Origin of the sequence: Xanthomonas sp. 3498, assembly GCF_014199795.1 — a bacterium.
GTDB classification, from domain to species: Bacteria; Pseudomonadota; Gammaproteobacteria; order Xanthomonadales; family Xanthomonadaceae; genus Xanthomonas_A; species Xanthomonas_A rydalmerensis.
This window is the reverse complement of the sequence record NZ_JACHOH010000009.1, coordinates 88,175-114,290: the sequence shown is the minus strand read 5'-3', so window position 1 is coordinate 114,290 and position 26,116 is coordinate 88,175. Positions and strand designations below refer to the sequence as shown.

Sequence of the window (26,116 nt, the reverse complement as noted above, 5' to 3'; positions counted from 1 at the left end):
ACGCCGACGGCCGTTGCGGTGTCTGCCGGCGCGACGCACGTTCCAACCCAGGCAGCATCGGACACGCCGCGTTCGCCACGCGTTAAGCGGCACGGCCCTGCCGACGTCACGCGCCGTAGCCGCTGCGCTGCCGACAATCCGGGCTCGTGGAACCGGCGGCGCGGACCGCGGTTCCGGCTTACGGAGGTCCGATGTCCAACGCGTCCCGTTCCACCGCCGCCGCCGAGGCGGCGCGTGCCCGCCAGTCCCGCCAGGCCGCCAGCAGCGCGGGCCTGGTCTACGTCAGCGATCAGGAGCCGGGCATCGCCCGTCGCCGTGCCGGCAAGGGCTTCGGTTACCGCATGCCCGATGGCAGCGCCGTGCGCGACGCGGCCACCCTGCAGCGCATCCGCCAGCTGGCGATCCCGCCGGCCTATACCGAGGTGTGGATTTGCGCGCGCGACAACGGCCATCTGCAGGCCACCGGCCGCGACGCGCGTCTGCGCAAGCAGTACCGCTACCACGCCGACTGGGCGCAGGTGCGGGGCGACGGCAAGTTCGAGCGCATCGTCGCCTTCGGCCAGGCGCTGCCGCGGCTGCGCCGGCGCCTGCGCCGCGACATGGCCCTGCCCGGCTACCCGCGCGACAAGGTACTGGCGATGGTGGTCGCGCTGATGGCCGAGACCCTGGTACGCGTGGGCAATGCCGAATACGCGCGCAGCAACCGCTCCTACGGCCTGACCACGCTGCGCAACCGTCACCTGGCCTTCGTCAAGGGCGGCCGCGCGCGGCTGCAGTTCCGCGGCAAGGGCGGCCAGGAGCACGACATCGAGGTCGACGACGCGCATCTGGTCAAGCTGATCCGCGGCTGCCAGCAGCTGCCCGGGCAGGCGCTGTTCCAGTACCGCGACGACGGCGGCCAGCTGCAGCCGGTGGATTCGGGCGAGGTCAACGACTACCTGCGCGAGGCGATGGGCGAGAGCTTCACCGCCAAGGACTTCCGCACCTGGGGCGGCACCCGTGCCGCGCTGCAGCGGCTGGCCGCCTTGCCGTTGCCCGACAGCGGCGGCGAGCGCGCGTTGGCGCAGGCGCAGAACGCGGTGATCCGCGAGGTGTCCGAGGCGCTGGGCAACACCCCGGCGGTGTGCCGCAAGGCCTACATCGACCCGTGCGTGTTCGACGGCTGGCGCTGCGGGCGCCTGCACGGCCTGTGCGAGGGCGTGCGCGGTGAGCGCCAGTGGGATCTGATCACGCTGAAGTACCTGGGGCGGGCGCGCACCGCGGCGCGCAAGGCGGCCAAGGCCGCCGGGCGCACCTCGGCCAAGGCGCCGTCGCTGCCCAAGGCCACGCGTGCCACGCGCAAGGGCGCGGCGGCGATCCCGCAGGGCGGCGGCACCCGCGCCAAGCGCAAGACCGCGCCCGCGGCACGCAAGCGCGCCTGAGCACCGCGCCGCCGCGCGCGGCGGGCGGGCCCGGCGGCGCAGATCAGCCGCAATACACGGTGGTGATGTTGTTGGTCGGGCCGATCTCGATGGTGAGGCGGTCGCCGCCGGTTTCGCGGGCGCCACGGTTGGCGCTGTCCACCCCGCTGGAGGTGGCGCCGTTGTCGCTGACGCTGCTCCTGACCACCTGCACCTTGAGGCTGTCGCTGTCGACGCGGGCGCGTTCGACGGTCATGCGCGAGGCGGCCAGGCCGACCGCGCCGCGGACCTTGTCGATATGGCATTGGCCGGAGATGACGCCGTCGATCGGCTGCACCTGCGCCACCTGGGTGGTACTGCAGGCGCCGAGCAACAGCACGGCGGCGAACGGGGCGAGGCGGGCGAGTGGGTGGCGGATCATGGGGCGTCTCCTTCGATCGATGGCGCGAGCCTGTCGCGGCGCATGTTTGCGCCGCATGAAGAGATCGCGCCGGGGTTTCACCGGTCGTGGCCGCCGGCGGGGCCAGACTCGGGATTCCCCCAGCAACCGGAGCCGATCATGGCCACCTGCGATGTCTGCGGAAACGACGACGACCAGGCCTTCACCCTGACCCAGGGCACGCGCAGCGGCACCTTCGATTCGTTCGAGTGCGCGATCCACGCCTTCGCCCCGCACTGCAGCCACTGCGATTGCCGCATCGTCGGCCACGGCGTGCAGGCCGGCGAGCGCATGTTCTGCTGCGCGCATTGTGCCCAGCACGCCGGCGTGAGCGGTCTCGCCGACCGCGCCTGACCGGACCCCTTCCTTCCTCTCGAGGAGGTCAGCGCGTCTGTGTCCTCCTCCCGCATCCGGAGTATTGCCGATGGCCTCCCGCAAGCGTCCTGCCGCCACCCCGTCCGCCCCGTCCAAGCGCAGCAGCGCCTCCTCGTCCAGCGCCAAGACCGCGCAGCAGCAACGTGCGCTGCAGCGCGCGGTCGATGCCGGCGACGCCAAGCCCAAGCCCAAGCGCGCCAAGCCGGGCGACGCCGGCCAGGCCGGGCCGCGCAAGCAGCCGCAGCGCATGCCCAAGCAGCACCTGGCCAAGCCCGGCAACGAGCACGAACTGGCGCTGCAGCCGCGTTTCGAGGCGCCGGAGTACGTGGGCAGCGGCAAGTTGCGCGGCATGAGCGCGATCGTGACTGGCGCCGACTCGGGCATCGGCCGCGCGGTGGCGGTGCTGTTCGCGCGCGAGGGCGCGGATGTGGCGGTGCTGTACCTGGACGAACACGAGGATGCGCAGGTCACCCGCCAGCACGTCGAGAACGAGGGCCGCCGCTGCATCACCATCGCCGGCGACGTGAAGGATCCGGCGTTCTGCGAGGACGCGGTGGCGCAGACCGTGCGCGCCTTCGGCGGGCTCGACGTCCTGGTCAACAACGCCGCCTTCCAGTTGCATTGCGATGCGCTGGAGGACCTGAGCGAAGAACACCTGCAGGAGACCTTGCAGACCAACATCGCCGGCTATTTCCACATGGCGCGCGCGGCGTTGCCGCATCTCAAGCGCGGCGCGGCGATCGTCAACAGCGGCTCGGAGACCGGGCTGTTCGGCAGCAAGTCGCTGCTGGACTATTCGGCGACCAAGGGCGCGATCCATGCCTTCACCATGGCCCTGGCCAGCCAGTTACAGCCGCGCGGCATCCGCGTCAACGCGGTCGCGCCGGGGCCGGTGTGGACGCCGCTCAACCCTGCCGACAAGTCTGCGGACGACGTGGCCGAGTTCGGCAAGCAGAACCCGATGGGACGCCCGGCACAGCCGGAGGAGTTGTCGCCGGCGTATGTGTTCCTCGCCTCGCCGATCACCGCCAGCTACATCAATGGCGCGATCCTGCCGGTGATGGGTGGGCCGACGGGGTGAGGTGCTGTCGGTGGGTGTTCTGGCGTCCGTACCCTCACCCCAACCCCTCTCCCGGCGGGAGAGGGGCTTTGATTCCCTTCTCCCGCCGGGAGAAGGTGCCCCGCAGGGGCGGATGAGGGTACGGGTCGCTCGTGTTCATTCCCAGCGAGTCGCTTCGCGCCGTACCCTCACCCCAACCCCTCTCCCGGAGGGAGAGGGGCTTTGCTCACTCTGCTTCAGCCCAGCGCGCCAGGTTTTGCTTCAGCGCGTCGATGCCGGCCCACGGATCCTTGCGTCGCCGCTTCAGCTTGGCCGGGACGTCGCGCAGCTTGAAGGCGTCGGCGCGGTGCAGCTTGGGCAGGTCGCTCCAGGCCAGTGGCATCGCCACCGGCGCGCCGGCGCGGGCGCGTAGCGAGTACGAGGCCACCGCGGTGGCGCCGCGGCCGTTGCGCAGGTAGTCGACGAAGATGCGCTGGTTGCGCAGGCGCTTGCTGGCCGTGGCGAGGAAACGGTCCGGTTGCGACTGCGCCAGCGCGTCGGCGAAGCCGTGGGCGAAGCGCTTGGTCAGGTCCCAGTCGCAGCCCGGCGCCAGCGGCACCACCACGTGCAGGCCCTTGCCGCCGGACACGCGCAGGAACGACTCCAGCTCCAGTTGCGCCAGCAGCTTGCGGATGTCGGTGGCCGCGCGCTTGACCTCGGCGAAGGGTACGTCCGGGCCTGGGTCCAGGTCGAACACTACGCGATCTGCTACGTCCGGGCGCTGTGCCTTGGCACCCCAAGGATGGAATTCCAGGGCGTTGAACTGCACCAGTTCCAGCAGCCCGGCCGCGTCGTCGACCACCAGATACTCGGCCTGGGTGCCGCTCTCCTCCTTCAGCTTCACCGACGACACCAGCTCGAGCCCGGCGGTGTGGTGTTTCTGGAAGAAGCACGCGCGCTCGGCGCCGGCCGGGCAGCGGATGATCGACAACGGGCGGCCGGCGATCTCCGGCAACAGGTGGTCCATCACCGCGCTGTAGTAGTCCCAGACCTCGCGCTTGGTCGCGCCGATGTCGGGGAAGACCACGCGGCCCGGGCTGGACAGCGTCGGCGGCGTGCGTGCGCTGTCGGCGCTTGCGACGTCGCGCTTGCCGCTTCCGGCCTTGGCCACTTTCGCCGCCGTTTTGGTCGCTTTAGTCGCTTTGGCCGTCTTGTCTGGCTTCTCTGTTTTGGTCTTTCTGGCGGCCGGCGTGGCGCGCGCTGCCGCCGCGCGCGGCGCCGGGGCGGCGCTATCGCCGCCTAGGTCGGTAATGTCCTTGTCGGGGCGCACCGCCTTCAGCGAGGCCTGGCGCAGCAACTGCTGGCCACCGATGCCGCGGTAGAACACCTCCACCACGAAGCGCGGTGCGAACCAGCGCGCGCTGCGCAGGTCGGTCTCGGTGGTCGGCACGTGCACGCTGGGCGTGGCGCTGCCGGCCTTGCCGATCAGCGCGGTCAGCTCGCGCAGCAGGGCGTCGGAGAAGCCGGAGCCGACCCGCCCGACGTACAGCCAGCCGTGCTCGGGATCCGGCCGTGCCAGCAGCAGCGAGCCGAAGCCGCTGCGGCTGCCCTTGGGCGCGGTGTAGCCGACCACCGCGAACTCGTCCGAGCGCAACTGTTTGGTCTTGCGCCAGTCGTCGCTGCGGCCGCCGTGGTAGCCGCGGTCGGCACGCTTGGAGACGATGCCTTCGAAATGCTGCGCGCCGGCGAGCTGGAACGCGGCGTCGCCATCGCCGTCGATGTGCGAGCTGAAGGCCAGGTGCGCTTCGGCGCCCTGCAGCAGCCGCTGCAGCAACGCCTTGCGCTCGGACAGCGGCGCGGCGGCGATGTCGATGCCGTCCAGGTGCAGCAGGTCGAACAGGGCCAGTGCGAGCTTGCCCTGGCGCTCGCCGGACAGCACCGCCTGCAGCAGGTTGAAGTCTTCCTTGGTCCCCTTGCCGGCGATCAGTTCGCCGTCCAGCGCCGCCGAACGCAGGCCCAGCGCGGCGATGGCATCGCGGATCTCGGGGATCTTGTCGGTCCATTCGATCGCGTTGCGCGACCACAGCCGCACCACGCCATCGGCGACGGTGGCCAGGATCCGGTAGCCGTCCCACTTGATCTCGTGGATCCAGTGCGCGCCCTGCGGCGGCGCGTCGCCAAGCCGGGCCAGTTGCGCCGCGAACGGCCCATCCGGTGCCGCGGCCGGCACCGCGCCAGGCAGCGCCTGGGCGAGCTTGGCCCAGTTCGTCCGGCGGCCCTTGTGCGCCGGGACCGCGACGACCGTGGCCTTGCGTTTGTCGGGTTTGCCGGCGCCGGCGCGCTTCACGTCCTGCGCAGGCGCCGTGGCGACATCGGCCAGCAGATCGTCGGCTTCCAGGTCGCTGGCGAAGGCGTCGTTCTCCTTGAACAGCAGCCACTGCGGTTGCCGCGCTGGCTTGCTCGAGCGTACCAGGTGCCAGCCGCCCTTGAGCTTGTCGCCGAACAGTTCGAAGCGCAGATGGCCCTTGGCCAACTGCGCCTCCGGATCGTCCTCGCTGCTCCACACGCCGTGATCGAACTGGGCGACGTGGCCGCCGCCATACTCGCCCTGCGGGATCTCGCCCTCGAACGTGGCGTAGTCCAGCGGATGGTCTTCCACTTCCACCGCCATGCGCTTGACCTTGGGGTCGTAGCTCGGCCCTTTCGGCACGGCCCAGCTCTTCAGCGCATCGCCGACCTGCAGGCGGAAATCGTAATGGCGGCGGCTGGCGTGGTGCAGCTGCACGACGAAGATCGGCCGCTGCCCGGCCGGCACCGGCTTGCCCGGCTCCGGCTCGCGGGTCTTGTCGAAGCGGCGCTTGCGGCGGTAGTCGGCAAGGCTCATGGCGCGGGTCCGGCCCGCGTCACTTGCGCAGGTGCGCGCGGACCGCCGCGGCGCTGCTGCCCACCGCCTGCACCGCGGCGCGCAGTTCGTCGGCGGAGACGCCCAGGGCCTGCGTCCAGTAGCGCACTTCGTAGTCTTCGTGGAGGTTGATGCGGTCGCGATCGGGCGAACCGGTGTTGCGGGTGTCGTCGCTCATGCCGATGTCCTGTGCAGAAGCCGCTGCGGTCGTGGGGCGCACGCCGCAGCGCGGCGGCGAGGGCCGACGGACGCGGCATGCGTCGGCGGACCGATGCGGAAACTTCTAGTCGCGTCGGCGTGGCACCGCCGTGAACGCCGTGTCTGCCCCATGCATGCGCACCCGCCGGGGTGGGGCGCGCATGCCGCCCGCTCAGAACGCCAGCGAGGTACTGAACAACAGCTGCCGTGGTGCGCTGCGCTGCAGCGTCTGGTAGTCGCCGGCGAACGACGAGCCGGCGATGTTGGCGGTGCCGATGTTGTGGCGGTCGAGCAGGTTGCTCACGTCCAGGCGCAGTTCCAGGCCCGGCAGCCGGCTGTCCGCGCCCAGCGTGTACGCGGTGTACGCGTTGACCTGCCAGAACGCCGGCACGCGCAGATCGTTCTCGTAGGTGAAGGGCTGATGCAGGTATTCGGTGCTGGTGGCGCCAAGACGCCAGTGACGCACGTGCGCCGACAGGTCGCTGACCAGCGACACCTGCGGATAGCCTGGTTGCGCCTTGCCCCGGATCGGGTAGACGTCGCCGTCGACGACGACATCGCGGTCGTAGACCGAACGCGCCAGCGCCACGCCCTGGTAGAACTGCAGGTGCGGAGTGAGGTCGACGGTCACGCCCAGGTCGGCGCCGAACGTGTGCATCTTCGGCATCACCTGCACGGTGTTGACCTGCGCGAACTGGGTGCCGACCGCGGCCGACAGCAGGCGATGGCGGATGTCGCCGTAGAACACGTCCGCGGTGACGGTGGCGCGGTCGAAGCGATGGGTGCCGCCGACGGTGAGGTTCCAGTCCTGTTCCGGGCGCAGGCTGCGGGTGAGGCGGTCGAAGGCGCCCTGGTCGGGCACGGTCCAGGCCGAGGCGGTATAGCCGATGTTGCCGCGCTGGGCGACGCGGAAGCCGTTCATGGCACTGCCCAGGTCGATGAAGCCATCGGTCTGCGCGGTCGGGCTCCAGAACAGCGACAGGTGCGGCAGGAATGCGCTCTTGGCCCGGAGCGTGCCGGATGCGGGCCGGTCCGGCGCATCGCCGACACCGCCGCCGCTGGTGCGAAAATCCACCGCCTTGGCGCCCACGCCCAACACCAGCGTGTCGCTCAGCGCGATGTCGTCGTGTAGGTAGGCCTGGCGCGCGCGGGTGGTCCACTGCGAGACGTTGTCGGTCTTGAACGCGGCACCGTACACGTCCCACGGCCCGGTGGTGCGCAGCGGCCGGCCCTGCCCCAGCAGCGGCTCGGAGTACCAGGACGTCGCCGCGTCGGCGCGGCCGTGCTCCTGCCACACGCCGGCGCTGAGCGTGTGGCGGCCGTCCACATAGGTCAGGCTGAGCAGGCCGCCGGTGCGCTGCAGGTGCGGCGCCTGTACCTGCTCGGAGAACGGCGCACCGTCGGGCGAGGGCGTGGTCGGATCGCTCAGCGTGGCGTGGGTGCGGCTGCGCGCGCTATAGACCTGCACCCGTCCGCTGAGCGCGTCGGAGATGCGGAAATCGTGCGCGAGCGAGGCGATGCGGTCGTCGGTGACCTGGCCGGTGTCGTACGGCAGCAGCCCGGCCAGCGCGCCGCAGCTGTAGGCACCGCAGGAGGCGCTAGCGTTCTGCGGCAGGGCGATGGCATAGGCCCTGGCGTAGTCGGGATAGACGCTGTCGGCGTGCCAGCCGAGCTTGCCGAGCATGTCGAAGGACAGATTGTTGTAGCCCCACATCGCGGCATGGCTGGCGGACAGGAACACGGTGAACGTGCCCCAGGCCACGTCCTGCGTCGCCTTCAGGTCGCCGCGCAGGAAGCGCTGGGTACCCCCGCCCTGGTACTTGTCCGCGCCCAGCCGTTGCAGGTCGACCTGCAGCTTCGGGCCGTTGTCGCCGAGCTGCCCGCTTTGCGCGGAGACCGTGGTGACCCGGGTCGCATCGCTGCCCACGCCCTGCTTGAGGCGCATGCCGGGCGTGTCCTTCGGTTCGCCCAGGCGGTACTCCAGCGCGCCGCCGTTGGCGCTGCTGGAGAACACGCTCACCGGTGCCGCGCCGGGGCTGACGGTGATGGTGCCGATGGCATCCGGCACGCCGACGTTGACCACGCTGGTGCCGGTCAACGACAGGAAACCGCTGTCGTTCAGCGGCACGCCTTCAAAGGTGATGCCCATTTCGTTCATGCGGAACCCGCGGACGAACAGGCTGGTGGCGGAGACGTCCAGGCCCAGGCCATCGGTGGCGGTGTAGCTGGCGCCGGGCACGGTCTTCAGCCTCGCCAGGCCGTTGCTGCCGGCGATGTCGGCGTCCATGTCGCCGGCGTTGATCACGTAGCGGTTCGGGCCCACCACCTGGGTGGGCGCCACCGCCGCCGCATGCGGTGAGGCCACAACGTCCAGCGCGGACAGCGTGGTCGGTGTGGTGTCGGCATCGGCGCTGGCGGCCGCCTCCGCGGCATGCGCCGAGGACGCGGCGAGGCAAGTGGCCAGCGCCGCAGACAACAACGACGGCATGCATGCCTGCATGCGGCGATGCGATGCGGACGGCGGCAGGGCGGCGGCGCGGAGACGGGAGGAGGTCGCGTGCATGGTCGGATCCGGCGTGGAGTGGGGAGCGGGGGCGCACGCGCGCACCCAGCGCAGGGCTGCGGCATGGTGGCGGCGCCCGGCTGACTGTGCGTTTGCGATGGCAGGGCGCCGGCGGTGCGGCGCGGATCAGGAGAGGTGGCGCGCGGCAGTTGCGGCCGTTCGCTCCGGAGCGATGGAGGCGAACGGCGCAGCTGCGACAGCGCGCTTCCCGAGGTGGGTACAGCGGCGTGAAGCGATGCAGGGAATTCTTGCATCGCATGTGCGCTTGCACCATTGCGCGTTGGTACAGCGCTGCCTGCCGCGCGTATGCGGTGCGATACCTGGGTATAGGCCGGCGGTGTCGCTACGCAAACAAGACCGGCTCGCCGTGAACTTCTACGGCGAATGCGAGCATGTGGGCGGTGGATGCGGACCTCGCGCCGCACGCGTGCGCGGGGCATGGACGATCGAACGCCCAGGGCCGATGCGGCATCTGCCGGGATGCGATGAGCCGCTACCACCGCGTCCCGGACGGACGTCAGCGCCAGCCTGCAGCCAACCGCCGGCCCATGACCTGCGACCTATTGACGACAGTTGTCGTCACGGGTAGCTTTGCCGACACGTGTAGTCATCGGAGTGGGCGGATGCGCCGCAAATCGATCGGGGACCAGGAGCTGGCCCTGCTGCAGTACATCGCCGAACAGGGCGATGCCAGTGTCGGCGAGGTTGCCGCCGGGTTCGGCGAGGCGCGCGGGCTGGCGCGTTCGACGGTGCTGACCATGATGGAGCGCCTGCGTGCCAAGGCCTATCTGCGACGGCGCCAGGTGCAGGGCGTGTACCGCTATGCCGCCACCAGCGGCCAGGACGACGTGGTGCGCAGCGCGGTCGGCAGCTTCGTCGAGAAGACGCTGCAGGGCTCGGTGTCGCCGTTCGTGGCGTGGATGTCGCAGCGCGCCGAGGTCAGCGATACGGAACTGGCCGAACTGGAGGCCCTGGTGGCCAAACTGCAATCGCAACGGCGGGAGGACTGAGCCATGCACAGCCTGTTGGGGACGGACGTGTTCGAGAGCCTGTTGTCGCGCTTGTTGGCGACGAGCGTGCAGACGGTGGTGCTGGTCGCGCTGATCTGGGCGCTGTGCCGCTGGCTGCCGACCCTGCCGGCGGCCACGCGCTGCCGGCTGTGGTGGCTGGTCGCCGCGCAGAGCGTGCTGGGCCTGTTGTGGGCCGGTGCGGTGCAGCTGCCGGTGTTGCCGGCCGCGCCTGCGCCGGTGGCGGCAGCACCGGTGGCCGCCACAGTGCCCGTGACGCCGGCACGTCCTGCGACCCCGCCTGTGCCTGCATCGGCGCAGGCGCCGATGCAGGTCAATGTCAACGCGACTGCCGTGACCGCGGCGGCGATCACCGCCCCGCCGTCAACGGCATCAGTGGCCGCCTTGCCGTGGCCGCAGGCGCTGGTGGCGCTATGGCTGGCCGGCGTGCTGGTCTGCGCCGCGCACAGCGTCCTGGCCTACCGACGCAGCCGCCAGCGTGCACGCGAGGCGGCACCGTGCACCGACACCGCCCTGCTCGGCGCGCTGCGCCTGGCGGCCGAGGCGCACGGCCTGCGCCAGCCACCGCAGCTGCGGCTGTGTGCGCACACCGATTCGCCGCAGCTGATCGGGCCGTGGCGGCCGGTGCTGTTGCTGCCGGCGCGGCGCATGGCCAGCCTACGCGCCGACGATCTGGACATGGCGCTGACCCATGAGCTGGTGCACCTGCAGCGTCGCGATCTGTGGTGGGGGCTGCTGCCGGCGCTGGCGCAACACCTGTTCTTCTTCCATCCGCTGGTGCACCTGGCCAACCGCGAGTACGCCCTGGCCCGCGAAGCGGCCTGCGATGCGGCCGTGGTCGCCGGCCACCGCCATTGCCGTCACGACTACGCGCGGCTGCTGGTGCAGCTGGGCGTGGCGCCGCGACCCAGCGCCGGCCTGGCCAGCGCGTCGCCGACCTTCCTGAGCCTGAAACGGAGATTGCTGATGCTGCAGACCACGTCCGCTTTTCCGCGCCTGGGCGCGGCCCTGATCCTGACCGCGGTGACCGTGCTCGGCGTGACGCCGCTGCGCCTGGTGGCCCAGCCCGGCCATGCCGTCGCGCCTGCCAGCAAGTCGGGTGTCGCCCGTGCAGCGGCGCCGACCGCCGCCGAGGCCGACGCCGCAGCCGAGGCGGCCGCCGACGCAGCCGAGGCCGCTGCAGATGCGGCCGCCGAGGCAGCGGAGAAGGCGGCCGACGCCACCGATGCGGCCGGCACGGACAACGACACGGCCATGGATGACGGCGCCGCCGCCCGTGCCGCCAACGTGCCCGGTGCGCCGCTGCCGCCGCGTACGACAACCCCCGCCGCCCCCGCCACCTCTGCGACGCCGTCGCGCCGTGCGTCGGCGCCGGTCGCGCCGCTTGCGCCGCCGGCACCGGCCGTCCCAGCCGCCCCGCCAGCCATCGGTTCGCGGATCAGCACGCGGTCGGTACAGAAGAGCCGCAACGGCCGGCTCGAACAGTCGTATGTCCGGGTCAAGGGCAGCCATTCGACGATGAGCGGCAGCAGCGACGATCTCGCCGCCATGAAGCGCGAGACCCAAGGCGATGGCCTGTGGTTCCGGCGCGGCGACAAGCGCTATGTAGTGCACGATCCTGCATTGTTGGCCCGCTTCGATGCGCTGTTCGAGCCGATGGGCAAGCTAGGCGCGCAGCAGGGCGAACTCGGCAAGCGCCAGGGCGCATTGGGCCGCGAGCAGGGCGAGTTGGGTCGGGAACAAGGCAAGCTGGCGCAGGAAGCCGCGGCGCGGGCGCTGGAGCGCATCGACATGGACGCCATCGCTGCCAAGGCGCAGGGGCATGCCCAGGCGGAACTTGCCAAGCGCCAGGACGCGCTGTCGGCGAAGATGCGCGCGCTCGGCGAACAGCAGGCCGTGCTGGGCCGGCAGCAGGGAGAACTGGGCGCGCGCCAGGGCGAATTGAGCGCCCAGGCCGATCGCGAAGTCGACCGCCTGCTCGACGCCGCCATCGCCGCGGGCAGCGCGCAGCGGCTGGAGTGATCCGGCGCACGCCGCGCGCCTGGCGCACGCGGCGTGCTCTTGCGTTGACGTTGCGCCGTCTCTAACCACGCGCAGTCCGCCGTGACACTAGGCAGGCAGTGTGGGAGCAACTTCAGCTGCGACGGACTTTACCGGTCGTCGCGACTTGGGGCATTTCAGGGCGGCAAACGCTGCAGCACGCCATCGACAGGCCACAGACTGCGCGTCGCGCGTTGATGAGGTCGCGGATTTTCGGAACGCGCCATGCGCGATCCGCTGTCGTAGGAGCGGCTTCAGCCGCGACGGGCGTTACCGGTAAAGCTGTCGCGGCTGAAGCCGCTCTTACACGCGTGCTTGCCAACATGACTTGACGCTTCTGACGTCATTTCGCACCGGTCGCGCCCCTGGATGCATCGCCCTTGCAAATCTCCATGCCGCGTTCGCAGCATGTCGTCTGCATCAGCGCGCTATGCTCGCGCGATGCAGCATCATTAGGTCGGCAAGGCACCACCCGAGTGCCCAGCGACTACACCGACGCAGCCGCCGCCAGCGCGCGTTCTTCGGCCTCGGCGGCGACCAGGCGCTGCAGCAGCAGCGCCAGCGTGACCACGTCCTGATGGTTGTGCGCGGCGACGCGGCGCAGGTTGCGTGCATTGCCGCCGCGCAGGTAGCCCAGCCACGCCGCCGGGGCCTCGGATCCCGGCAGGTCGTCCTCGCGCACCACCCGCAGCAACTGCCGCTCGATGGTGGCGAGCTTGCAGTTCTCCCAGGTGCCGCGGTAGCGGCGGCGGGTGGGATGCAGCAGGTCCACGTGGTCCAGCGCCGACAGCGGATCGGCGCAGCGCGCCAGCCGGTAACGCGTCTTCAGCAGCGGCGCGTCGTAGCAGCGGCCGTTGTAGCTGGACAGCACCGTGCCCGGCCGCAGCCAGGCGCGGAACGCTTCCAGCATCGCCTTCTCCGCGCCCATCGTGGCCATCAGCAACTGGCGGATGCGCAGGCCCGGGCCATCGGCCGGGTGCACGGTCCAGTCGGCCGCACCGATCATGAAGGCGCGGGTGCCGGTGCCGCCAGCCAGGCCGGTGGTCTCGGTATCGAAGAACAGCAGGTCGGTCGGCGCCACCGCATCCTCGCGCCGGGCGAAGGCGAGCGATAGCGACGTCGCGGGAATCGGCTGCGGCAGGAACGCCTCGATCAGGTGCAGGCCGGGCGCGATCTCCACCCCGGGCAGATGCCGGTCCGGCGCCGTCGCCGGCCTGCGTCCGCCCGCAGCCGCGGCGGGCGCGACGGCACGCTCGCGCAGGCCGAGCAGACGCCGCAGTGCGGACACATCGGTGCCACCGCGATCGAACGGGGCGATGGCGATGGGCGGCGCCACTGCAGTATCGGTGCCGCCGCTGCGCGGGGAAGCCGGTTGCGTGCGTGCGGTTGGCGGTGCAGTCGGACGCGATACGTCGTCGCGCGTCGCCGCCGATGATTGCCGCGACACGTGCATGGGCGTCGCCGCGGCAGCGCCCGCGCGCGACGCAGGAGCCGCGTCCGCCACGGTGCGGTTGCCAGCGGACGCCGGCGTCCGCTCCGCGCTGGCGTCGCCGGCCTGCCGACGCAGTGCGCGCAGGCGCTCCAGGCTGATACTCATGCGCTCCACTCCGGCAGCGCGTCGGCATCGGCATCGGCGGCGATCGTGGTCGCGCCGTGCGCGTCCAGCGCCGCGTCGTCCTGCCCGTCGAGCAGCAAGCGCAGCACGCGCAGCGCCAGCGCCCGGGGCGTGGTCGCGCTGGCTTCCTGCGCCGCCAGCACCGGGCCGACGCAGGCCGGGCAGCCTGCGACGCAGTCGCAGCCCTGCACCAGTTCGCGCGCGCGCTGCACCAGCTCGGCCTGGCGCCGCCACAACGGCTCGCTCAGGCCGACGCCGCCGGGGAAGTTGTCGTACAGGTACACGGTGGGTACGAACTGCTGCAGTTCGATGCTGGCCGGCTCGCCGGTGTCGCCGCCGCGCAGCTGGCCGCGGCCCTTGGCGTCGGCTACCGCGAACCAGGCGCCGTCGCCGTCGCCCACCGCCTGCTGCAGGTCGCGCGCATCGGCCATCACCGCCACCGTGGCCACCACGTGCAGGGCGTAGGCGGCGCCGAGGAAGCCGTCCAGCGCGTCCTGCTTGCTGCCGAACGCCTTGAGCAGCGTGGCCTGCGGCAGCTGCCACCACACCGCGGTGGTGTGCAGTTCCTGGTCGGGCAGGTTGACCGGGCCGTAGCCGATGTTCTCGTGGGTGTAGTAGCGGATCTTCTTGTAGCCGGCCACGCGCCGCACCACGTGCACCTCGCCGTGGTGCGCGTCGCCGCGGCCGGCCGCGCCGCCGTCGAAGCGGTCCAGCACCTTGAGCTTGGTGAAGTCGATGCTGTCGGTGTAGTAGTCGACGTGGGTGCGGGTGACGTAGGCCTTGCGTCCTTCCCAGTCCAGCTTCTCCACCTGGTACGGCGTGCTCTGCACCATGTGGATGGCGCCTTCGTACAGGGTCAGCGCGGCAGCGGAATAGTCCACCTCGGCGATGATCTGCTGCTTGCCGTCGGTCTTGTCCACCACCACGAAGTTGCCGTCGGCGACCGAGCGCAGGCTCACCGCGTTGGCCGGATAGCTGTCGGCGATCCATTCCCAGCGGTCGCCTTCCTGGTGCACCACCTCGCTCTCGGCCAGCGCCTCCAGGAACACCGCCGGGTCCACCGGCCCGAACGCCTCGCCGGCGACGAAGGTCAGTTCGAACGCGGCGCAGCGGATGTGGTCGAACAGGATCAGCGGCTGGTCCGGGGCGATGCGGGCGTGTTCGGGCGAGGCGTCGGCGAAGAAGTCCGGGTGCCGCACCACGTACTGGTCCAGCGGCTGCGAACTGGCCACCAGCACGCCCAGCGCCGGCTGCTGGCGGCGCCCGGCGCGGCCGAAGCGCTGCCAGGTGGCGGCGACGCTGCCGGGGTAGCCGTTGAGCACCACCACGTCCAGCGCGCCGATGTCCACGCCCAGCTCCAGCGCCGAAGTGGAGACGATGCCGTCGATGCTGCCGGCGCGCATCGCCCGCTCGGCCTCGCGGCGCTCGCTGGGCAGGTAGCCGCCGCGATAGGCGCGGATGCGTGGCGGCTTGCGCGGGTCGTGGTCGAAGATGTCCTTCAGATACTTGGTCAGCACCTCCACCATCAGCCGGGTCTGCGCGAACACCAGGGTCTTGAGCCCGGACTTGATCGCGATGCGCGCGATGCGATTGCTCTGCGAGCGCGCCGAGGCGCGCAGGCCCAGGTCGGCGTTGACCACCGGCGGGTTCCACAGCAGCACGTGCTTGTCGCCGCTGGGCGCGCCGGAGTCGGTGATGGCGTGTACGCGCTGCTCGATCAGCGCCTCGGCATGCGCGCGCGGGTTGCCGATGGTGGCCGAGCACAGGATGAACTGCGGCGTGACGCCATAGAACGCGCAGATGCGCTTGAGCCGGCGCAGCACGTTGGCGACGTGGCTGCCGAACACGCCGCGGTAGGTGTGGATCTCGTCGATCACCACATAGCGCAGGTTCTCGAAGAACTGCGCCCACTTGGTGTGATGCGGCAGGATCGCCTGGTGCAGCATGTCCGGGTTGCTGACCACGATGTCGCCGTGCAGGCGGATCGCCTGGCGCGCATCGCCGGGGGTATCGCCGTCGAAGGTGAAGGCCTTCACCCCCAGGTCGCCGGCGCGGTTGAGGTCCAGCAGCTCGGCCACCTGGTCCTGCGCCAGCGCCTTGGTCGGGAACAGGTACAGCGCCTTGGCCTGCGCGGTCATCGCCGCGGCCACCACCGGCAGCGTGTAGCACAGCGACTTGCCAGACGCGGTGGGGGTGACGATGGCTACGTGCTCGCCGCGCTGCGCCGCGTCCCAGGCCTGCGCCTGGTGGCTGTACAGCTGCGCGATGCCGCGTTCGCGCAGCGCGGCGGCCAGCGCTGGCGGCACGTCGTCCGGGATCGGCGCGTAGCGGCCGGCCTGGCCGGGGATGGTGAAGCTGCCGGTGATGCGGTCGTGGTAGCGGCGCTCCAGCCGCGCGCTGAGCAGGGCGCCATCGCGCGAGGGCATCCCGTCGGTGGTGGACAGGGCGCGCTCGGCGTCCTCGGTGCGCGGGGCTAGGGCGTGGGCGGGCATCGGCACGGCTCTCAAAGCGGAACAGGGAAGCGGAATCGCGTCTCAGGGTATGAGACGGGGCGCGCCGAGGCGAGGAAGGCAGGCTGAGCGGATTCAGGCGGCAGGCTTGCGTGTGTGCCGTTTACCCGATCGCTGACGCGCCATACGGCAACGACGCTGCCGTCGTGTGACGCGCGTTGTCGCCATCGACAGGTATCCTGTCGTCCCCCCGGCAACGGCGGCTCCTGCCGTCTACTTCCCTTGCCCGTGTCCGTTTCCCCGATTCCCCCGCACTACCGCACCGCTGCCGCCCGCCGCGCCGACCTGCTCGTGCATGCCGCCGGCCTGCTGCTGGCCGTGGTCGGCGGCGCGCTGCTGGTCTGGCGCGCGCATGCCAACGACGCGCTGATCGCCGCCACCTGCGTCTACGCGCTGGGGCTGCTGACCATGTTCGCGTGCTCGGCGGCGTATAACTTCGCCCCACCGCAGCGCCAGCCGGTGCTGCGCAAGCTCGACCATGCCGGCATCTTCGTGATGATCGCCGGCTCCTACACGCCGTTCTTCGTGCTGGCGCTGTCCGGCGCCTGGGTCTGGTCGATGACCCTGGCGGTGTGGGGCGTGGCCTTGTTCGGCGTGTTCGCCAAGCTGTTCCTGCCAGGCATCGCCAAGGGCTTCTGGGTGGCGATCTACCTGCTGCTGGGGTGGGCGGGGATGGTCGCGGTCAAGCCGATCGTGGCCGGGCTGGACACGCCAGTGCTGTGGCTGATCGCCGCCGGCGGCGCGATCTACACGGTGGGCGTGGCGTTCTACGTGCGCAAGTCGATGCTCTACAACCGCGCAATCTGGCATGCGCACGTGCTCGGCGGCGCGCTCGCACACTGGTGTGCGATCTGGTTGTGCCTGCGCCCGCTGTAAGTGGCATGGCTTCGTGCGCCTGTGGACCTTTCGATATCTGCATCCGGATGGCTGCCGCAGCAAGGGTGACATTCAAATGCTGATCGCAATCTCGGCCTCTCCCATGGCCACGCACAGGAAAGGACCGATCTCGTCCTGCGTTTGGTGATCGCTGTGGTGCTGCTGGGTGCCATCGTGCAGGCGCATCCAAAGTAAGTTTCCGGCTACCACCACGCTGCCGCATCAAAGCACCCAACTCCGCGATCAAGCGTACGGGTTGCCGCTGGATCGCTATCTTGCTTGGCTGTTCTTCAATAGGAAATGTTGTTCAAGCTGACATTGGCGGAACCCGCAAAGTTTTGCGTGGCAGTGCCTGCAGTCTTGATCGAATTCCCCGTCACCACGCATCCGGCTGTAGACGATTCCAGATAGACGGCGGTGCCGTTTCCAGCCGTCGATCTGAAGCGGTTGTTCGCTACTTGCATGCCGCGAATATTGTTTGCATAAACGCCGAAGCCAGTGGCAAAAGAGATGTCATTTCCGTCAATGATGCACTCCATGTCAACGACGGACGTGGCTACCATCTGCAGCAGATTTCCATTGGTCTGGCTTGACCCATCCACTCGGTTGTGGCTAAACATCACCCGCGCCGGGAGAATGCAGTTCAACACAGATGTGCGATGTCCGTTGAAATGGCAGTTGTTCACCATGATGTTGATCAGAGTGGGCGAATAGCTAACGGCAACGATCGCCAGGTCGAAGCAGTTTGTGCCTTGCTCCAGAGCACAGCCATCAAATTGATGAAAGAAGCCGCCAGCCACGAAAACCAGCCGCGGTGGCGGCGTGGATGCGATGCTGATGATAACGCAGTTGTTAAACCATGCGCTATCCGAGAAAGTGCCGGAGCGTGTGATCGTGATGAGACTGTCTTGCCCATTGATGGCGCCGATGATGTTGCACATGTCAAACTTGATGGTGCTGAATCCATCGAGAAGAATGTTCTCGGTGGAGCCATCACGAAAATTGCAGTGATGAAATAGCGCATGAATAGTGGGTTGATAGTTGCCCGATCCAAAATTCAACTCGGCAGTGCGCAGGCAACGATCGAATTTGCTTACTGTGATGTTCTGGAAGTAGCTCTCGAAGACGCCCTGCAGATATAAACCGACGCCGCCGCCGCCCTTGGATTCCTGAGTTGATCGCAAGATGTGAAGATTGGAGATGGATACGCAGCGAGTGAGTGCGGGAGTCGTATTGTGGATGTTGATCGCGTGCACGCCATCTGCTACAGCGAACAGTAGCTGTGTCGTGATGCCGGCTCCGTCATCGGTCTGCGCGCAGATGGTCTCGCCACACAGATTGAATGCTTTGGTGGCGGCATTGATGTTTATTCCGCTAGTCATGAGGTAAGTGCCGCGCGGGAACAACAGATTGCCGCCATTTGTCGCGATGTAGTTCACCGCGGACTGTACTGCTGCGGTGTCGTCGGCCACGCCGTCTCCAACAGCTCCAAAGTCCTTAACCGTCACTTGTTCATGTAACTTCGTTGCCACAGTTCTGGGCACCGCTCCAGATGCCGGCTGTTTGAAGGCCACCAAGCCCGCGCCTTGGTCGGGATTCGCAAGATCGGCTCGAAGCGTGTCGTCAGACATAGGGATCTCCGTTTGTTTGGTTTCATAAGTGAGGCGCAACTAAAGCATTGCATTGCGCTTTCTCACCAGTTGCGAAAATTCGGGGCATACGAAACTCGGGTCATCGTGGCGCGTATGCGTGACCACATCTTCATCGGGGGAATCACAGCGGCCGGCCGAAGAGACGATGGGTAGAAGTGCGGGGCGATACAGGAGGCTCGCGCCAGCATCAGCGGGAAGGCTCGCCGTACGCCTGCGGCCGCTGTCGCCGACGTGAACGACGACGCCGATGCGCTAGAGATGAACGCGCCGCGTCCGTAAGCTCGGGCGCCATGGACAGCATCGACACAGCGGATCCGATCGGCCGGCGCCTGCGCACGGTGCTGGCCGTCGCGCTACTGGCGGCGTGCATGCAGGCGCAGGCGCAACAGACGCCGCCTGCCGAGCAGGCGTCCGCAGCGCCGCCGCCCTCGGTCGCCGCACCGCCCGCGTCCGATGCCGTCGCACAGCCCGACATCCAGACCCTGGGCGAAGTGCGCGCGCTGCCACCGGACGAGGGCGAGCCGCTGGATCTGTACCGCTTCAAGAATCCGGTGTCGCCTCCGCCCAACCGCTTCGACAAGGACTGGCGGCCGCCGCCCTCGGTGGAACAGGTCAGCCAGAGCGGCGGCTACATCGCGCTCGGCGTCTACTACCTGGCCGGCAAGGCGGCCAAGGGCTTGCACGCGCTGACCGGCGGCCCCGACCAGGTCCAGGCCGCCGTCGCGCGGCCGCCACCGCAGCTGAGCGAGGCCGAGCTGCAACGCGCCATGAAGGTGTGCGCGGAGCAGGGCGGGGGCTGCGCGGCGGGGGAGTGAGCGCGTCGCTAGCTAGCCCAGGGTTCGGACGCCATCGGCAAGGACTGCGTCATCCCATGCTTCTGCTATTGGCCTCGCGTGTCTGTGCGTCGCGCTGTTGCTCCATGGCGACCTGTGCTTGCAGGCTGGCTTGGCGTTGCTGCTCCGACTGCGCCAAGGCGCCGAAGGACACTTCCACTGGCGTATTGATCGCCTGATCGGTCGGCATGTGTGCGCGCAAGCTGGCGGGATTGCGTGGATCGCCTTCGACGACGAAGACGTACTGGCCCGGTTCGGCCTGGCGGCCGCGTTCGCTGAGCAGCACATGGTCGACTCGTGAAAGGCCGTTGCGTGTGGCCAGCTCGGTCAGGCTGGCCTTCATGCACGCGCTCGCCATGTCGGATGCGCGGCCCAGTTGCCGGTCCAGCGCGTCGACGCCCTTGGAGCAGTCCTGATACAGCGAGCTGTGCATGGCCCCGGGTGCTGCTGGCGCCGGTGCCTGGCCTTGCCGACGATCGGGTGATGGCTCCGGCGCCGCGGGCGCTGGTGGAGCGGGCTGCGCTGGTGCCTGCTGGCGGGTCTGGTACTCGTCCCTGGTATACGGCGGCGGTTGCGGAGGCCAGTTTTCCCGACGGTCGAATTCCGTTGTCGGCGCTAGATGCTGGCTCACCGCGAACGCATTCAATTGTTGCCGCGTCTCCGTATCGGCGCGGCCGGTCTCCTGCAGGCCGTTGGCCTTCTGGAACGCACGGACGCCGGCTTCCATGTGCTCGTCGTAGAGGCGGTCGCCGTTCCAGTTCGGAGGCGCATTGTGGATGTAGCCCAAGCCTTGCAACTGCCGGCGCAGCTCATAGACGGGTTCGCCCTTCTCGCCTCGGCGGAGCTCTCCGTCCTTCAATGGGCCATACAGGTCCGTCATCGACTGGCGCTTGAATTGTGGCTGCGCCTGCAATGTATCGGCGCGCAGCTCGGCCAGCATGGCGGCATCGACGCGGCCGGTCGGCTCTGCGACGCCTTTGCTGCGCTCATACTGCTTGACCGCCTGTTCGGTACCGGCACCAAAATCGCCATCAGGTGAGATGGCCTTGCCTTTGCCATCGGTCATTCCCAACGCGGCCAGATACTGCTGTGCTTCGAATACGGTTTGATTCGCATCGCCCTTGCCGACAGACGCCGGCGCATTGGATGCAGCCGGTGGTTGTACGGGCGTCACACCTTCGCGTTGGATGCGCTCTACCAATGCAGGTACCGATGTTTCCCAGGTACGCGCGTAGCCGGCGATGGTTTGCACGCTTGCAGCGTCCCTGGGATTGATGATCGCGCGCGCCCCGGCATAGTCCTGCTTGTCTGCGTTGATATGGGCGGCTAGCGTTTGTCCCTGGACGAAGTCGCCATCGCGCATGCCGGCAACCAGAATCTTCGTCGCAATGGCGGGTTCTGCCGCCCGGCCTGGCGATTGCACGAGTTCGCGACCCAGCCCGGCCTTCTCACCGAGCTTTTCGTACAACTCGACATGGGTGAGATGCGCATAGCCGCGGCCGTAATAGGCTTCGCCACCGTGATAGGACAGCGTCACGGCCTGCTTTCGTCCCCAATCCTCTTCAGGTGCCTGGAAGTCTTTGGATTCGTGCTGTGCTGTCGCCAATACATACGCGATCTGCCGTGTGTCGGTGACACCGTGATCCAGGCAGCTACGGACGATCAGATCGACCGACTGGTCGCGTGTCAGCCCGAATCCCGCGTTTTGCTTGCCGTATCCGTCGCTCATGGGAGGTCCTTTCTCTCTGTGCAGCGCAGGCGGGAGGCACCCGCCGTGGTGACTTAGCTATTTGCAGAAATCGATGGTCTTGCTCGAATGCCGCGTCGGTGTCGTTCCACGCAGTGCAAGCGTCACCATGGTGCGCTTGCATTGTCCTTCTTCCGACCATAGCTGCAGGGTCGTGCCGTTGATGCCGGAGAGTGTGAGGTCGCGTGTCGCCTGCGCGAGCTTCTCGCTCTTCACAAAGCGCCTGGTCTTTGGATCGAATAGATAATAGGTATAGGCAGGCGCGCCGAGGCGGCCGGAAAAGTCGGTCCACAACAGCAGATCGTCGTTGCCATCGCCATTGATGTCCGAGACGATCGCGGTATAGCGCAGGCCCTCACTTTCTTCGCCCTGTTGGGCGAGGGCGCCGCGATAGGCGGCGACATACTCCTGCTGATCCGTTGTCTTGTTCAGAAAGACCAGCGACGGGACGGGGATGGACTGCCTGCCCGCCGGGTGTTGCACTACGACCGTCGCCGGCGCGCAGCGCAGTAGCAGCCCGCCTGTGTCGCGGCAATGCGCGTCTGCGACCTGCAGGCTTAGATCTCCCAGTGGAAAAGTAACCTGTCCTGCCGCATCCGGCAGTCCAGCGGCAGTGAATACCTTCGCCGCTGAGTTTGCATCGAGCGAAGGCGTCATCGGTTTGGCGGCACTGATCGACGCGACGAACCGCGGATCGTTCAGTTGGCGCAGGCGACTGATCGTCGTGGCCAATCTGCACTGCTTCGCATCCAGGCGCATCGCCGGGCTCGCCTGATCCGTCAGCTTGCAACGGTCCTGGTAGATCTGCGCGATCCACTGGCGCTGCGCGCCTTGCAACGCTGCCCGCTCTTTTGCGGAAGGCAGGCCTGCAATTCGAGCGCGATAAACCCGATTCAACTCACTGTCCTGATAGGCAAATTCCTCGTCGACACAGCGTTCCTCTGCGCTTTGCTGTGTCGCTTTGGAGAGGCACTGCGAATATGTCGGACGCAGCGCGTCGCTTCGCATTGCCAGCAAGTCCGCACCCGATGGCAGGGGAGGCGCCGCCGCGACCGAGGTACTCAACCCCACAGCGGACAGGGCGCCAAGGCAAAGTGCGGCCAACCGGCGTGCACCTGCCCATCGGAGCGCTGAGGAGAGGCCAGGGTGCGGCAGTTGTGCCAGCGCGCTCCGCTTGCGAATCTGGTCCCGTTGTCCCATGCCGGCCTCCGTGCAACGCTTTGGAAAAAACTTAGCAGTGTCCTGGCCCCTCGGACAATCGCCAGAGCATCGCTCTTGTCGCGTATCGTCCGATAGCTTCCCGCCCTGTAGCGCCCTCAACGCCCGCCGCGCGTATAGCCTTCCAGTTCGTCGGCGCGGGAGCTGATCCGGCGCAGGGTGGCTTCGGCGCTTTGCAGGGCCGCTTCCTGGCCGCGTGCGCCGAGCGCCCGGTCCAGGTTTGCGGCCTGTTCGTTGGACTGCTGCCAGGTGTATTGCGCATCCATCAACCGGGAACGGTCCATGCCGCTGAGGCGGTAGCGCAGCTTGTCGTAGGCGCGGTCCAGGCGCTCCTGCTGCACGCGCTGTTCGCGCTGGATGCAGCGGCGGCTTTCGTCCAGGCCCTGCGCCTGCTTGCGGCAGTCGTGGTAGGTGGCGGACAGGCCATCGCCCGGGGTGCCGCCCTCGGCGCCCGTGCCGGGCGGCGGCATCTGCTGCAGTTGCTGTTGCATCTGCTGGATCTGCTCGGCCTGCTGCTGCAGCAGGCGCTGCTGTTGCTGCAGTTGCGCATCGCGCGGGTCGGTCTGCTGCGCAGCGGCGTTGCCGCACACGCCGGCGACCATCGCGGCGATCAGCCACGCGCGCAGCCGGCGCGGGCCCTGGGTTCCCTGGTGCTGGTGCATCGTCCTTCTCCTTCGATCGGCAGCCGATCCTGCCGCGCGCCGCATCGCCGGTGCGCGGTCGAGGTGGCGCCAAGCATACGGGAAGGGCGGTGATGGCTTCATGGCACGGCGATGGGCGCGCTCAGCGGGGAGACACCGCGCTCGTCGAAGGCTTCGACCGCGAACACGTAGTCCTGGTCCAGGTTCAGCGCGCGGATCTCCAGGTCGGTACCGCGGTCGGCGAACACCTGGTAGGTGAGGGTGAGGCGGTCGGCGCGCAGGCCCCAGCGCACGTTGTAGCCGACGGCGCCGGGCACCGCCTGCCAGCGCACGTGGGCGTTGCGGCGGTCGGCGTCGCGCTGCACGGCGAAGCCGGTCGGCGCCGGTGGCGGGGCGCCGTCGGCGTTGCCGAACACGCGCAGGTCGCTGATCGCCAGGTGCGCGGCGCCGACGTGGCCGTGCACGTAGCGGATGTAGCGGGTGCGCACCGGCGCGGGCAACTGCAGGTAGGCGTTGGGCCGGTCGCGGCGATCGGCGCCGTCCCCGACCTCGGCCAGCGGCAGCCAATGGCGGCCGTCGCGCGAGTGCTGCAGCCGGAACGCGGTGTAGATGTCCGGCGCATCGCCGTAGCGGCCGGCGCGGTAGTCGGCGAAGTTGACCTGTACCGCGCGCACGCTGCGTTCCCCGCCCAGGTCGACGGTGAGAGTTTCGCCTGGCGCGTTGCGCGCGGCCACCCAGTAGCTGCGCGGGTCCTCGTCGGTAGCGCGGTCGGCGTCGAAGCCGTCCAGGGTGGACGAGGCGGTGGCCGGTTTGCGGTAGGACAGCAGCATCCAGCCGGTGAACAGCGCCTCCGGGTCGGCCACCGTCCCCTCCGGCATCCAATGCGGGAAATCGCCGAAGCGGGTGGACACCCGCATCTGCCCATCGGCGGCGAACGCGGCGGGGAACAGCACGATGCGCCGTTCGAAGGTCCAGTTGGCGCCGATCCAGGCGGTGCCGCTGTTCCACCAGTTGGCGTGCGCGTCCTGGAAGGTGGAACCGTGGCCGGCGCCCTGCATGAAACCGCCGGGCTTGTACGCCACCGGGTTGTACGCCGCATAGACGAACGGGCCGAGCGGGTGCTCGCCGACGAACACGCCGTTGGCGTAGGCGTTGTACTCGCTGCCCGGCGCGCCGTACTGCAGGTAGTAGCGGCCGCCGGTCTTGGTCATCCACGCGCCTTCCAGGAAGCTGCCGATCGGGCTGCCGTCGGGGAAACGGGCGCCGCGGTGGTCGGGGCCGAAGCGCTCCCAGCCGTGCTGCGCCGGATCCAGCGCAAGCAGCGGCGTCGGCGTGCCGCGGAAGGCGAATCCCTGCGCGCTGGGATCCATGGCGATGCCGTACAGCGGGTAGCGGTCCGACGAACCCCAGTACAGATACCACTGGCCGTCGTCGTCGATGAACAGGTCCGGGTCCCAGGGACCGGGCGGCACGTCGCTGAGCGGGCGGCCCTTCATCTCGGTGCCGATCGGCTGGGCGCGCGGCAGCTTGGGCAGCAGCCGGGTCAGGAAGTCGAGCGTGCCGCTGGCCGGGTCGCGGGTCTGCAGCAGCGGGCGCGGTTCGAAGGCCGACTGCATGATCACCAGGCGGTCGCCGTCGACGACCACCGCCGGCGCGACGACGCTCTCGAACGGCCAGCGGCTGGGCGTGACGAACTGCCAGTCAAGCAGGTTGCTGGAGCGCCAGTAGCCGTCGGCCAGGGTCTGGAACAGGTAGTAAGCATCGCCGAAGCGCACGAACACCGGGTCGGCGCCGGTGCGGTAGGAGATGCCGTCGTTGAGTTGTTCGAAGTTGTAGCGGTAGTCCAGGTCGATCGGGTTGGCGTAGCTGCGCGTGCCCGGCGCCTGCGCCGCGGCCAGCCCGGCGGATGCCAGCAGCGCCAGCACTGCGAATGCTCTGAACATGGCGATGGCCTTCCCCCCGTGGCGGCGCCGGCTACCGTAGCAAAGGCGGTGGCGGGGTGCGATGCAGCAGGCCATGCCGCCGCGGTTACCATGGCGCCTGCCCGCTCGCCGGTGCCGCGCTGCGGCCGCGGCGCCGTCTCTCGCCGATTCCCCCGATGCCCATGACCGCCATCCTCTCGCCGCGCCGCCTGCTGCCCCTGTTGTTGTCGCCCTTGCTGTTCGCCGCCGCCGCCGCCTTCGCCAACGACAGCAGCATCGGCGACGCCAATGGTTCGATCGAGCTGATCCGCCAGCCGGACATCCGCATGAGCAAGGAAGATCTGTTCATCAGCGAGGATCGGGTGCAGGTGGACTACGTGTTCACCAACACCAGCACGCGTGACCTGCTGGTGCCGATCGCCTTCCCGATGCCGCCGATGTACTTCGGCATGGCCGACCACAGCACGCTCACCGACTTCAAGCTGTGGGTGGACGGCAAGCCGGTGCGTACCGAGCGCAAGCTGGTGGCGAAGCTGGACGCCAGCGACATCTCGCGCGCGTGGGCGGCCAGCGGCTGGACGCCCGACGACCTGGCCGCGTACGTCGAGAGCGGCACCCTCCCGGCCGGTCGCAAGCCGCTGCCGGCACGCTGGCTCGATGCGGACGGACAGCCGCGTTTCACCCTCAGCGAGTACTTCGTCTGGCAGCAGCGCTTCCCGGCAGGCGCCGCGGTGGCGATCCGCCACAGCTATGTGCCCAGCGTCGCCACCGGCGTGCCGATGCCGGTCAGCGACCTGATCGGCGAATACGCCAAAAGCACCTGCCTGGACGCCGCCATGCAGCAGCGCATGCGCCGCCGCGCCGGCGCCGACGGCCTGGCATGGGGCAACCTGCGCTACGTGCTGCGCACCGGCGCCAACTGGAAGGGGCCGATCCAGGACTTCCACCTGACCCTGAAGAAGCGCGCGCCCGGCGACCTGCTCAGCCTGTGCTTCGACGGCGAACTGCAGCGCACCGATGCGCTGACCTTCGAGTTCCGCCAGCGCGACTTCGTGCCCGAGCGCGACCTGGACATCCTGTTCCTGCGCTGACGCGCTGCCGGCACCCGCAGCGACCGG

18 protein-coding genes and 1 pseudogene are annotated in these 26,116 nt (G+C 69.0%); 8 read left to right on the top strand and 11 right to left on the bottom strand.

The window, feature by feature from the left end; all coding sequences use genetic code 11:
- Positions 1–191: 191 nt before the first annotated feature.
- Positions 192–1,421, top strand: a complete 1,230-nt coding sequence (locus GGR66_RS20265; protein WP_184450256.1) for a DNA topoisomerase IB — start codon at positions 192–194, stop codon at positions 1,419–1,421.
- 43 nt (positions 1,422–1,464) lie between these two features.
- On the opposite strand, the gene GGR66_RS20260 is transcribed toward GGR66_RS20265, so the two are convergent.
- Positions 1,465–1,821: a hypothetical protein gene (locus tag GGR66_RS20260; RefSeq protein WP_160964744.1), complete on the bottom strand. Its 357-nt coding sequence runs from the start codon at positions 1,819–1,821 to the stop codon at positions 1,465–1,467.
- 138 nt (positions 1,822–1,959) lie between these two features.
- Here GGR66_RS20260 and GGR66_RS20255 point away from each other — a divergent pair, with 138 nt between their 5' ends.
- Both GGR66_RS20255 and GGR66_RS20250 read left to right on the top strand, forming a co-directional pair.
- Positions 1,960–2,193: a hypothetical protein gene (locus tag GGR66_RS20255; protein ID WP_160964742.1), complete on the top strand. Its 234-nt coding sequence runs from the start codon at positions 1,960–1,962 to the stop codon at positions 2,191–2,193.
- A gap of 70 nt (positions 2,194–2,263) precedes the next feature.
- Positions 2,264–3,295, top strand: a complete 1,032-nt coding sequence (locus GGR66_RS20250; protein WP_184450254.1) for an SDR family oxidoreductase — start codon at positions 2,264–2,266, stop codon at positions 3,293–3,295.
- Between the two features lie 205 nt (positions 3,296–3,500).
- Here GGR66_RS20250 and ligD read toward each other — a convergent pair whose 3' ends face one another.
- From ligD to GGR66_RS21390, 3 genes and pseudogenes are all read right to left on the bottom strand, one after another.
- Positions 3,501–6,137 carry a DNA ligase D gene (ligD, locus tag GGR66_RS20245; RefSeq protein ID WP_184450252.1) on the bottom strand — a complete coding sequence of 879 codons (2,637 nt, stop codon included), beginning with the start codon at positions 6,135–6,137 and terminating at the stop codon, positions 3,501–3,503.
- Between the two features lie 19 nt (positions 6,138–6,156).
- Positions 6,157–6,333 carry a DUF3606 domain-containing protein gene (locus GGR66_RS20240; protein ID WP_048491671.1) on the bottom strand — a complete coding sequence of 59 codons (177 nt, stop codon included), beginning with the start codon at positions 6,331–6,333 and terminating at the stop codon, positions 6,157–6,159.
- A 192-nt stretch (positions 6,334–6,525) separates the two neighbouring features.
- Positions 6,526–8,981: pseudogene (locus GGR66_RS21390) on the bottom strand (TonB-dependent receptor).
- A 558-nt stretch (positions 8,982–9,539) separates the two neighbouring features.
- Between GGR66_RS21390 and GGR66_RS20230 the strand changes: the two are divergent.
- Together GGR66_RS20230 and GGR66_RS20225 are read left to right on the top strand one after the other, a co-directional pair.
- On the top strand, positions 9,540–9,926 hold the full coding sequence (locus GGR66_RS20230) for a BlaI/MecI/CopY family transcriptional regulator (RefSeq protein WP_048491669.1): 387 nt from the start codon (positions 9,540–9,542) through the stop codon (positions 9,924–9,926).
- 3 nt (positions 9,927–9,929) lie between these two features.
- A complete protein-coding gene (locus tag GGR66_RS20225; RefSeq protein WP_184450250.1) occupies positions 9,930–11,966 on the top strand; it encodes a M56 family metallopeptidase in 2,037 nt (678 codons plus the stop codon).
- A 505-nt stretch (positions 11,967–12,471) separates the two neighbouring features.
- Here the strand turns inward: GGR66_RS20225 and GGR66_RS20220 are convergent.
- Entirely contained in the window at positions 12,472–13,581 is a 1,110-nt protein-coding gene (locus GGR66_RS20220; RefSeq protein WP_184450248.1) for a ribonuclease H-like domain-containing protein, read from the bottom strand.
- Positions 13,578–16,091 (bottom strand): DEAD/DEAH box helicase, encoded by a 2,514-nt coding sequence (locus tag GGR66_RS20215; protein ID WP_184450246.1) that lies wholly within the window; start codon positions 16,089–16,091, stop codon positions 13,578–13,580. The genes GGR66_RS20220 and GGR66_RS20215 overlap by 4 nt, the downstream gene beginning before the upstream one ends.
- Before the next feature lie 240 nt (positions 16,092–16,331).
- On the opposite strand from GGR66_RS20215, the gene GGR66_RS20210 reads away from it, so the two are divergent.
- Positions 16,332–16,985: a hemolysin III family protein gene (locus GGR66_RS20210; RefSeq protein ID WP_184450244.1), complete on the top strand. Its 654-nt coding sequence runs from the start codon at positions 16,332–16,334 to the stop codon at positions 16,983–16,985.
- Between the two features lie 290 nt (positions 16,986–17,275).
- Here GGR66_RS20210 and GGR66_RS20205 read toward each other — a convergent pair whose 3' ends face one another.
- Entirely contained in the window at positions 17,276–18,616 is a 1,341-nt protein-coding gene (locus GGR66_RS20205) for a glycosyl hydrolase family 28-related protein (protein WP_184450242.1), read from the bottom strand.
- Between the two features lie 311 nt (positions 18,617–18,927).
- Between GGR66_RS20205 and GGR66_RS20200 the strand changes: the two genes are divergently transcribed.
- Positions 18,928–19,452, top strand: coding sequence for a hypothetical protein (locus GGR66_RS20200; RefSeq protein WP_184450240.1), 525 nt, complete (start codon positions 18,928–18,930; stop codon positions 19,450–19,452).
- A 49-nt stretch (positions 19,453–19,501) separates the two neighbouring features.
- Here the strand turns inward: GGR66_RS20200 and GGR66_RS20195 are convergent, their stop codons facing one another.
- From GGR66_RS20195 to GGR66_RS20180, 4 genes are all read right to left on the bottom strand, one after another.
- On the bottom strand, positions 19,502–21,199 hold the full coding sequence (locus GGR66_RS20195; protein ID WP_184450239.1) for a peptidoglycan-binding protein: 1,698 nt from the start codon (positions 21,197–21,199) through the stop codon (positions 19,502–19,504).
- Between the two features lie 57 nt (positions 21,200–21,256).
- Positions 21,257–22,417, bottom strand: a complete 1,161-nt coding sequence (locus tag GGR66_RS20190; protein ID WP_184450237.1) for a lysozyme inhibitor LprI family protein — start codon at positions 22,415–22,417, stop codon at positions 21,257–21,259.
- 116 nt (positions 22,418–22,533) lie between these two features.
- Positions 22,534–23,097 (bottom strand): DUF1311 domain-containing protein, encoded by a 564-nt coding sequence (locus tag GGR66_RS20185; RefSeq protein WP_184450235.1) that lies wholly within the window; start codon positions 23,095–23,097, stop codon positions 22,534–22,536.
- Between the two features lie 98 nt (positions 23,098–23,195).
- Positions 23,196–25,019, bottom strand: a complete 1,824-nt coding sequence (locus GGR66_RS20180) for a family 43 glycosylhydrolase (RefSeq protein WP_184450233.1) — start codon at positions 25,017–25,019, stop codon at positions 23,196–23,198.
- A 161-nt stretch (positions 25,020–25,180) separates the two neighbouring features.
- Between GGR66_RS20180 and GGR66_RS20175 the strand changes: the two genes are divergently transcribed.
- Positions 25,181–26,089: a DUF4424 family protein gene (locus GGR66_RS20175; RefSeq protein WP_184450284.1), complete on the top strand. Its 909-nt coding sequence runs from the start codon at positions 25,181–25,183 to the stop codon at positions 26,087–26,089.
- Positions 26,090–26,116 lie beyond the last annotated feature (27 nt).

Excerpts from the sequence above, each read along its gene's own strand:
- GGR66_RS20265 (WP_184450256.1), top strand. The coding sequence starts at position 192 with ATGTCCAACGCGTCCCGTTCCACCGCCGCCGCCGAGGCGGCGCGTGCC.
- GGR66_RS20260 (WP_160964744.1), bottom strand. The coding sequence starts at position 1,821 with ATGATCCGCCACCCACTCGCCCGCCTCGCCCCGTTCGCCGCCGTGCTG.
- GGR66_RS20255 (WP_160964742.1), top strand. The coding sequence starts at position 1,960 with ATGGCCACCTGCGATGTCTGCGGAAACGACGACGACCAGGCCTTCACC.
- GGR66_RS20250 (WP_184450254.1), top strand. The coding sequence starts at position 2,264 with ATGGCCTCCCGCAAGCGTCCTGCCGCCACCCCGTCCGCCCCGTCCAAG.
- ligD (WP_184450252.1), bottom strand. The coding sequence starts at position 6,137 with ATGAGCCTTGCCGACTACCGCCGCAAGCGCCGCTTCGACAAGACCCGC.
- GGR66_RS20240 (WP_048491671.1), bottom strand. The coding sequence starts at position 6,333 with ATGAGCGACGACACCCGCAACACCGGTTCGCCCGATCGCGACCGCATC.
- GGR66_RS20230 (WP_048491669.1), top strand. The coding sequence starts at position 9,540 with ATGCGCCGCAAATCGATCGGGGACCAGGAGCTGGCCCTGCTGCAGTAC.
- GGR66_RS20225 (WP_184450250.1), top strand. The coding sequence starts at position 9,930 with ATGCACAGCCTGTTGGGGACGGACGTGTTCGAGAGCCTGTTGTCGCGC.
- GGR66_RS20220 (WP_184450248.1), bottom strand. The coding sequence starts at position 13,581 with ATGAGTATCAGCCTGGAGCGCCTGCGCGCACTGCGTCGGCAGGCCGGC.
- GGR66_RS20215 (WP_184450246.1), bottom strand. The coding sequence starts at position 16,091 with ATGCCCGCCCACGCCCTAGCCCCGCGCACCGAGGACGCCGAGCGCGCC.
- GGR66_RS20205 (WP_184450242.1), bottom strand. The coding sequence starts at position 18,616 with ATGTCTGACGACACGCTTCGAGCCGATCTTGCGAATCCCGACCAAGGC.
- GGR66_RS20200 (WP_184450240.1), top strand. The coding sequence starts at position 18,928 with ATGGACAGCATCGACACAGCGGATCCGATCGGCCGGCGCCTGCGCACG.
- GGR66_RS20195 (WP_184450239.1), bottom strand. The coding sequence starts at position 21,199 with ATGAGCGACGGATACGGCAAGCAAAACGCGGGATTCGGGCTGACACGC.
- GGR66_RS20190 (WP_184450237.1), bottom strand. The coding sequence starts at position 22,417 with ATGGGACAACGGGACCAGATTCGCAAGCGGAGCGCGCTGGCACAACTG.
- GGR66_RS20185 (WP_184450235.1), bottom strand. The coding sequence starts at position 23,097 with ATGCACCAGCACCAGGGAACCCAGGGCCCGCGCCGGCTGCGCGCGTGG.
- GGR66_RS20180 (WP_184450233.1), bottom strand. The coding sequence starts at position 25,019 with ATGTTCAGAGCATTCGCAGTGCTGGCGCTGCTGGCATCCGCCGGGCTG.
- GGR66_RS20175 (WP_184450284.1), top strand. The coding sequence starts at position 25,181 with ATGACCGCCATCCTCTCGCCGCGCCGCCTGCTGCCCCTGTTGTTGTCG.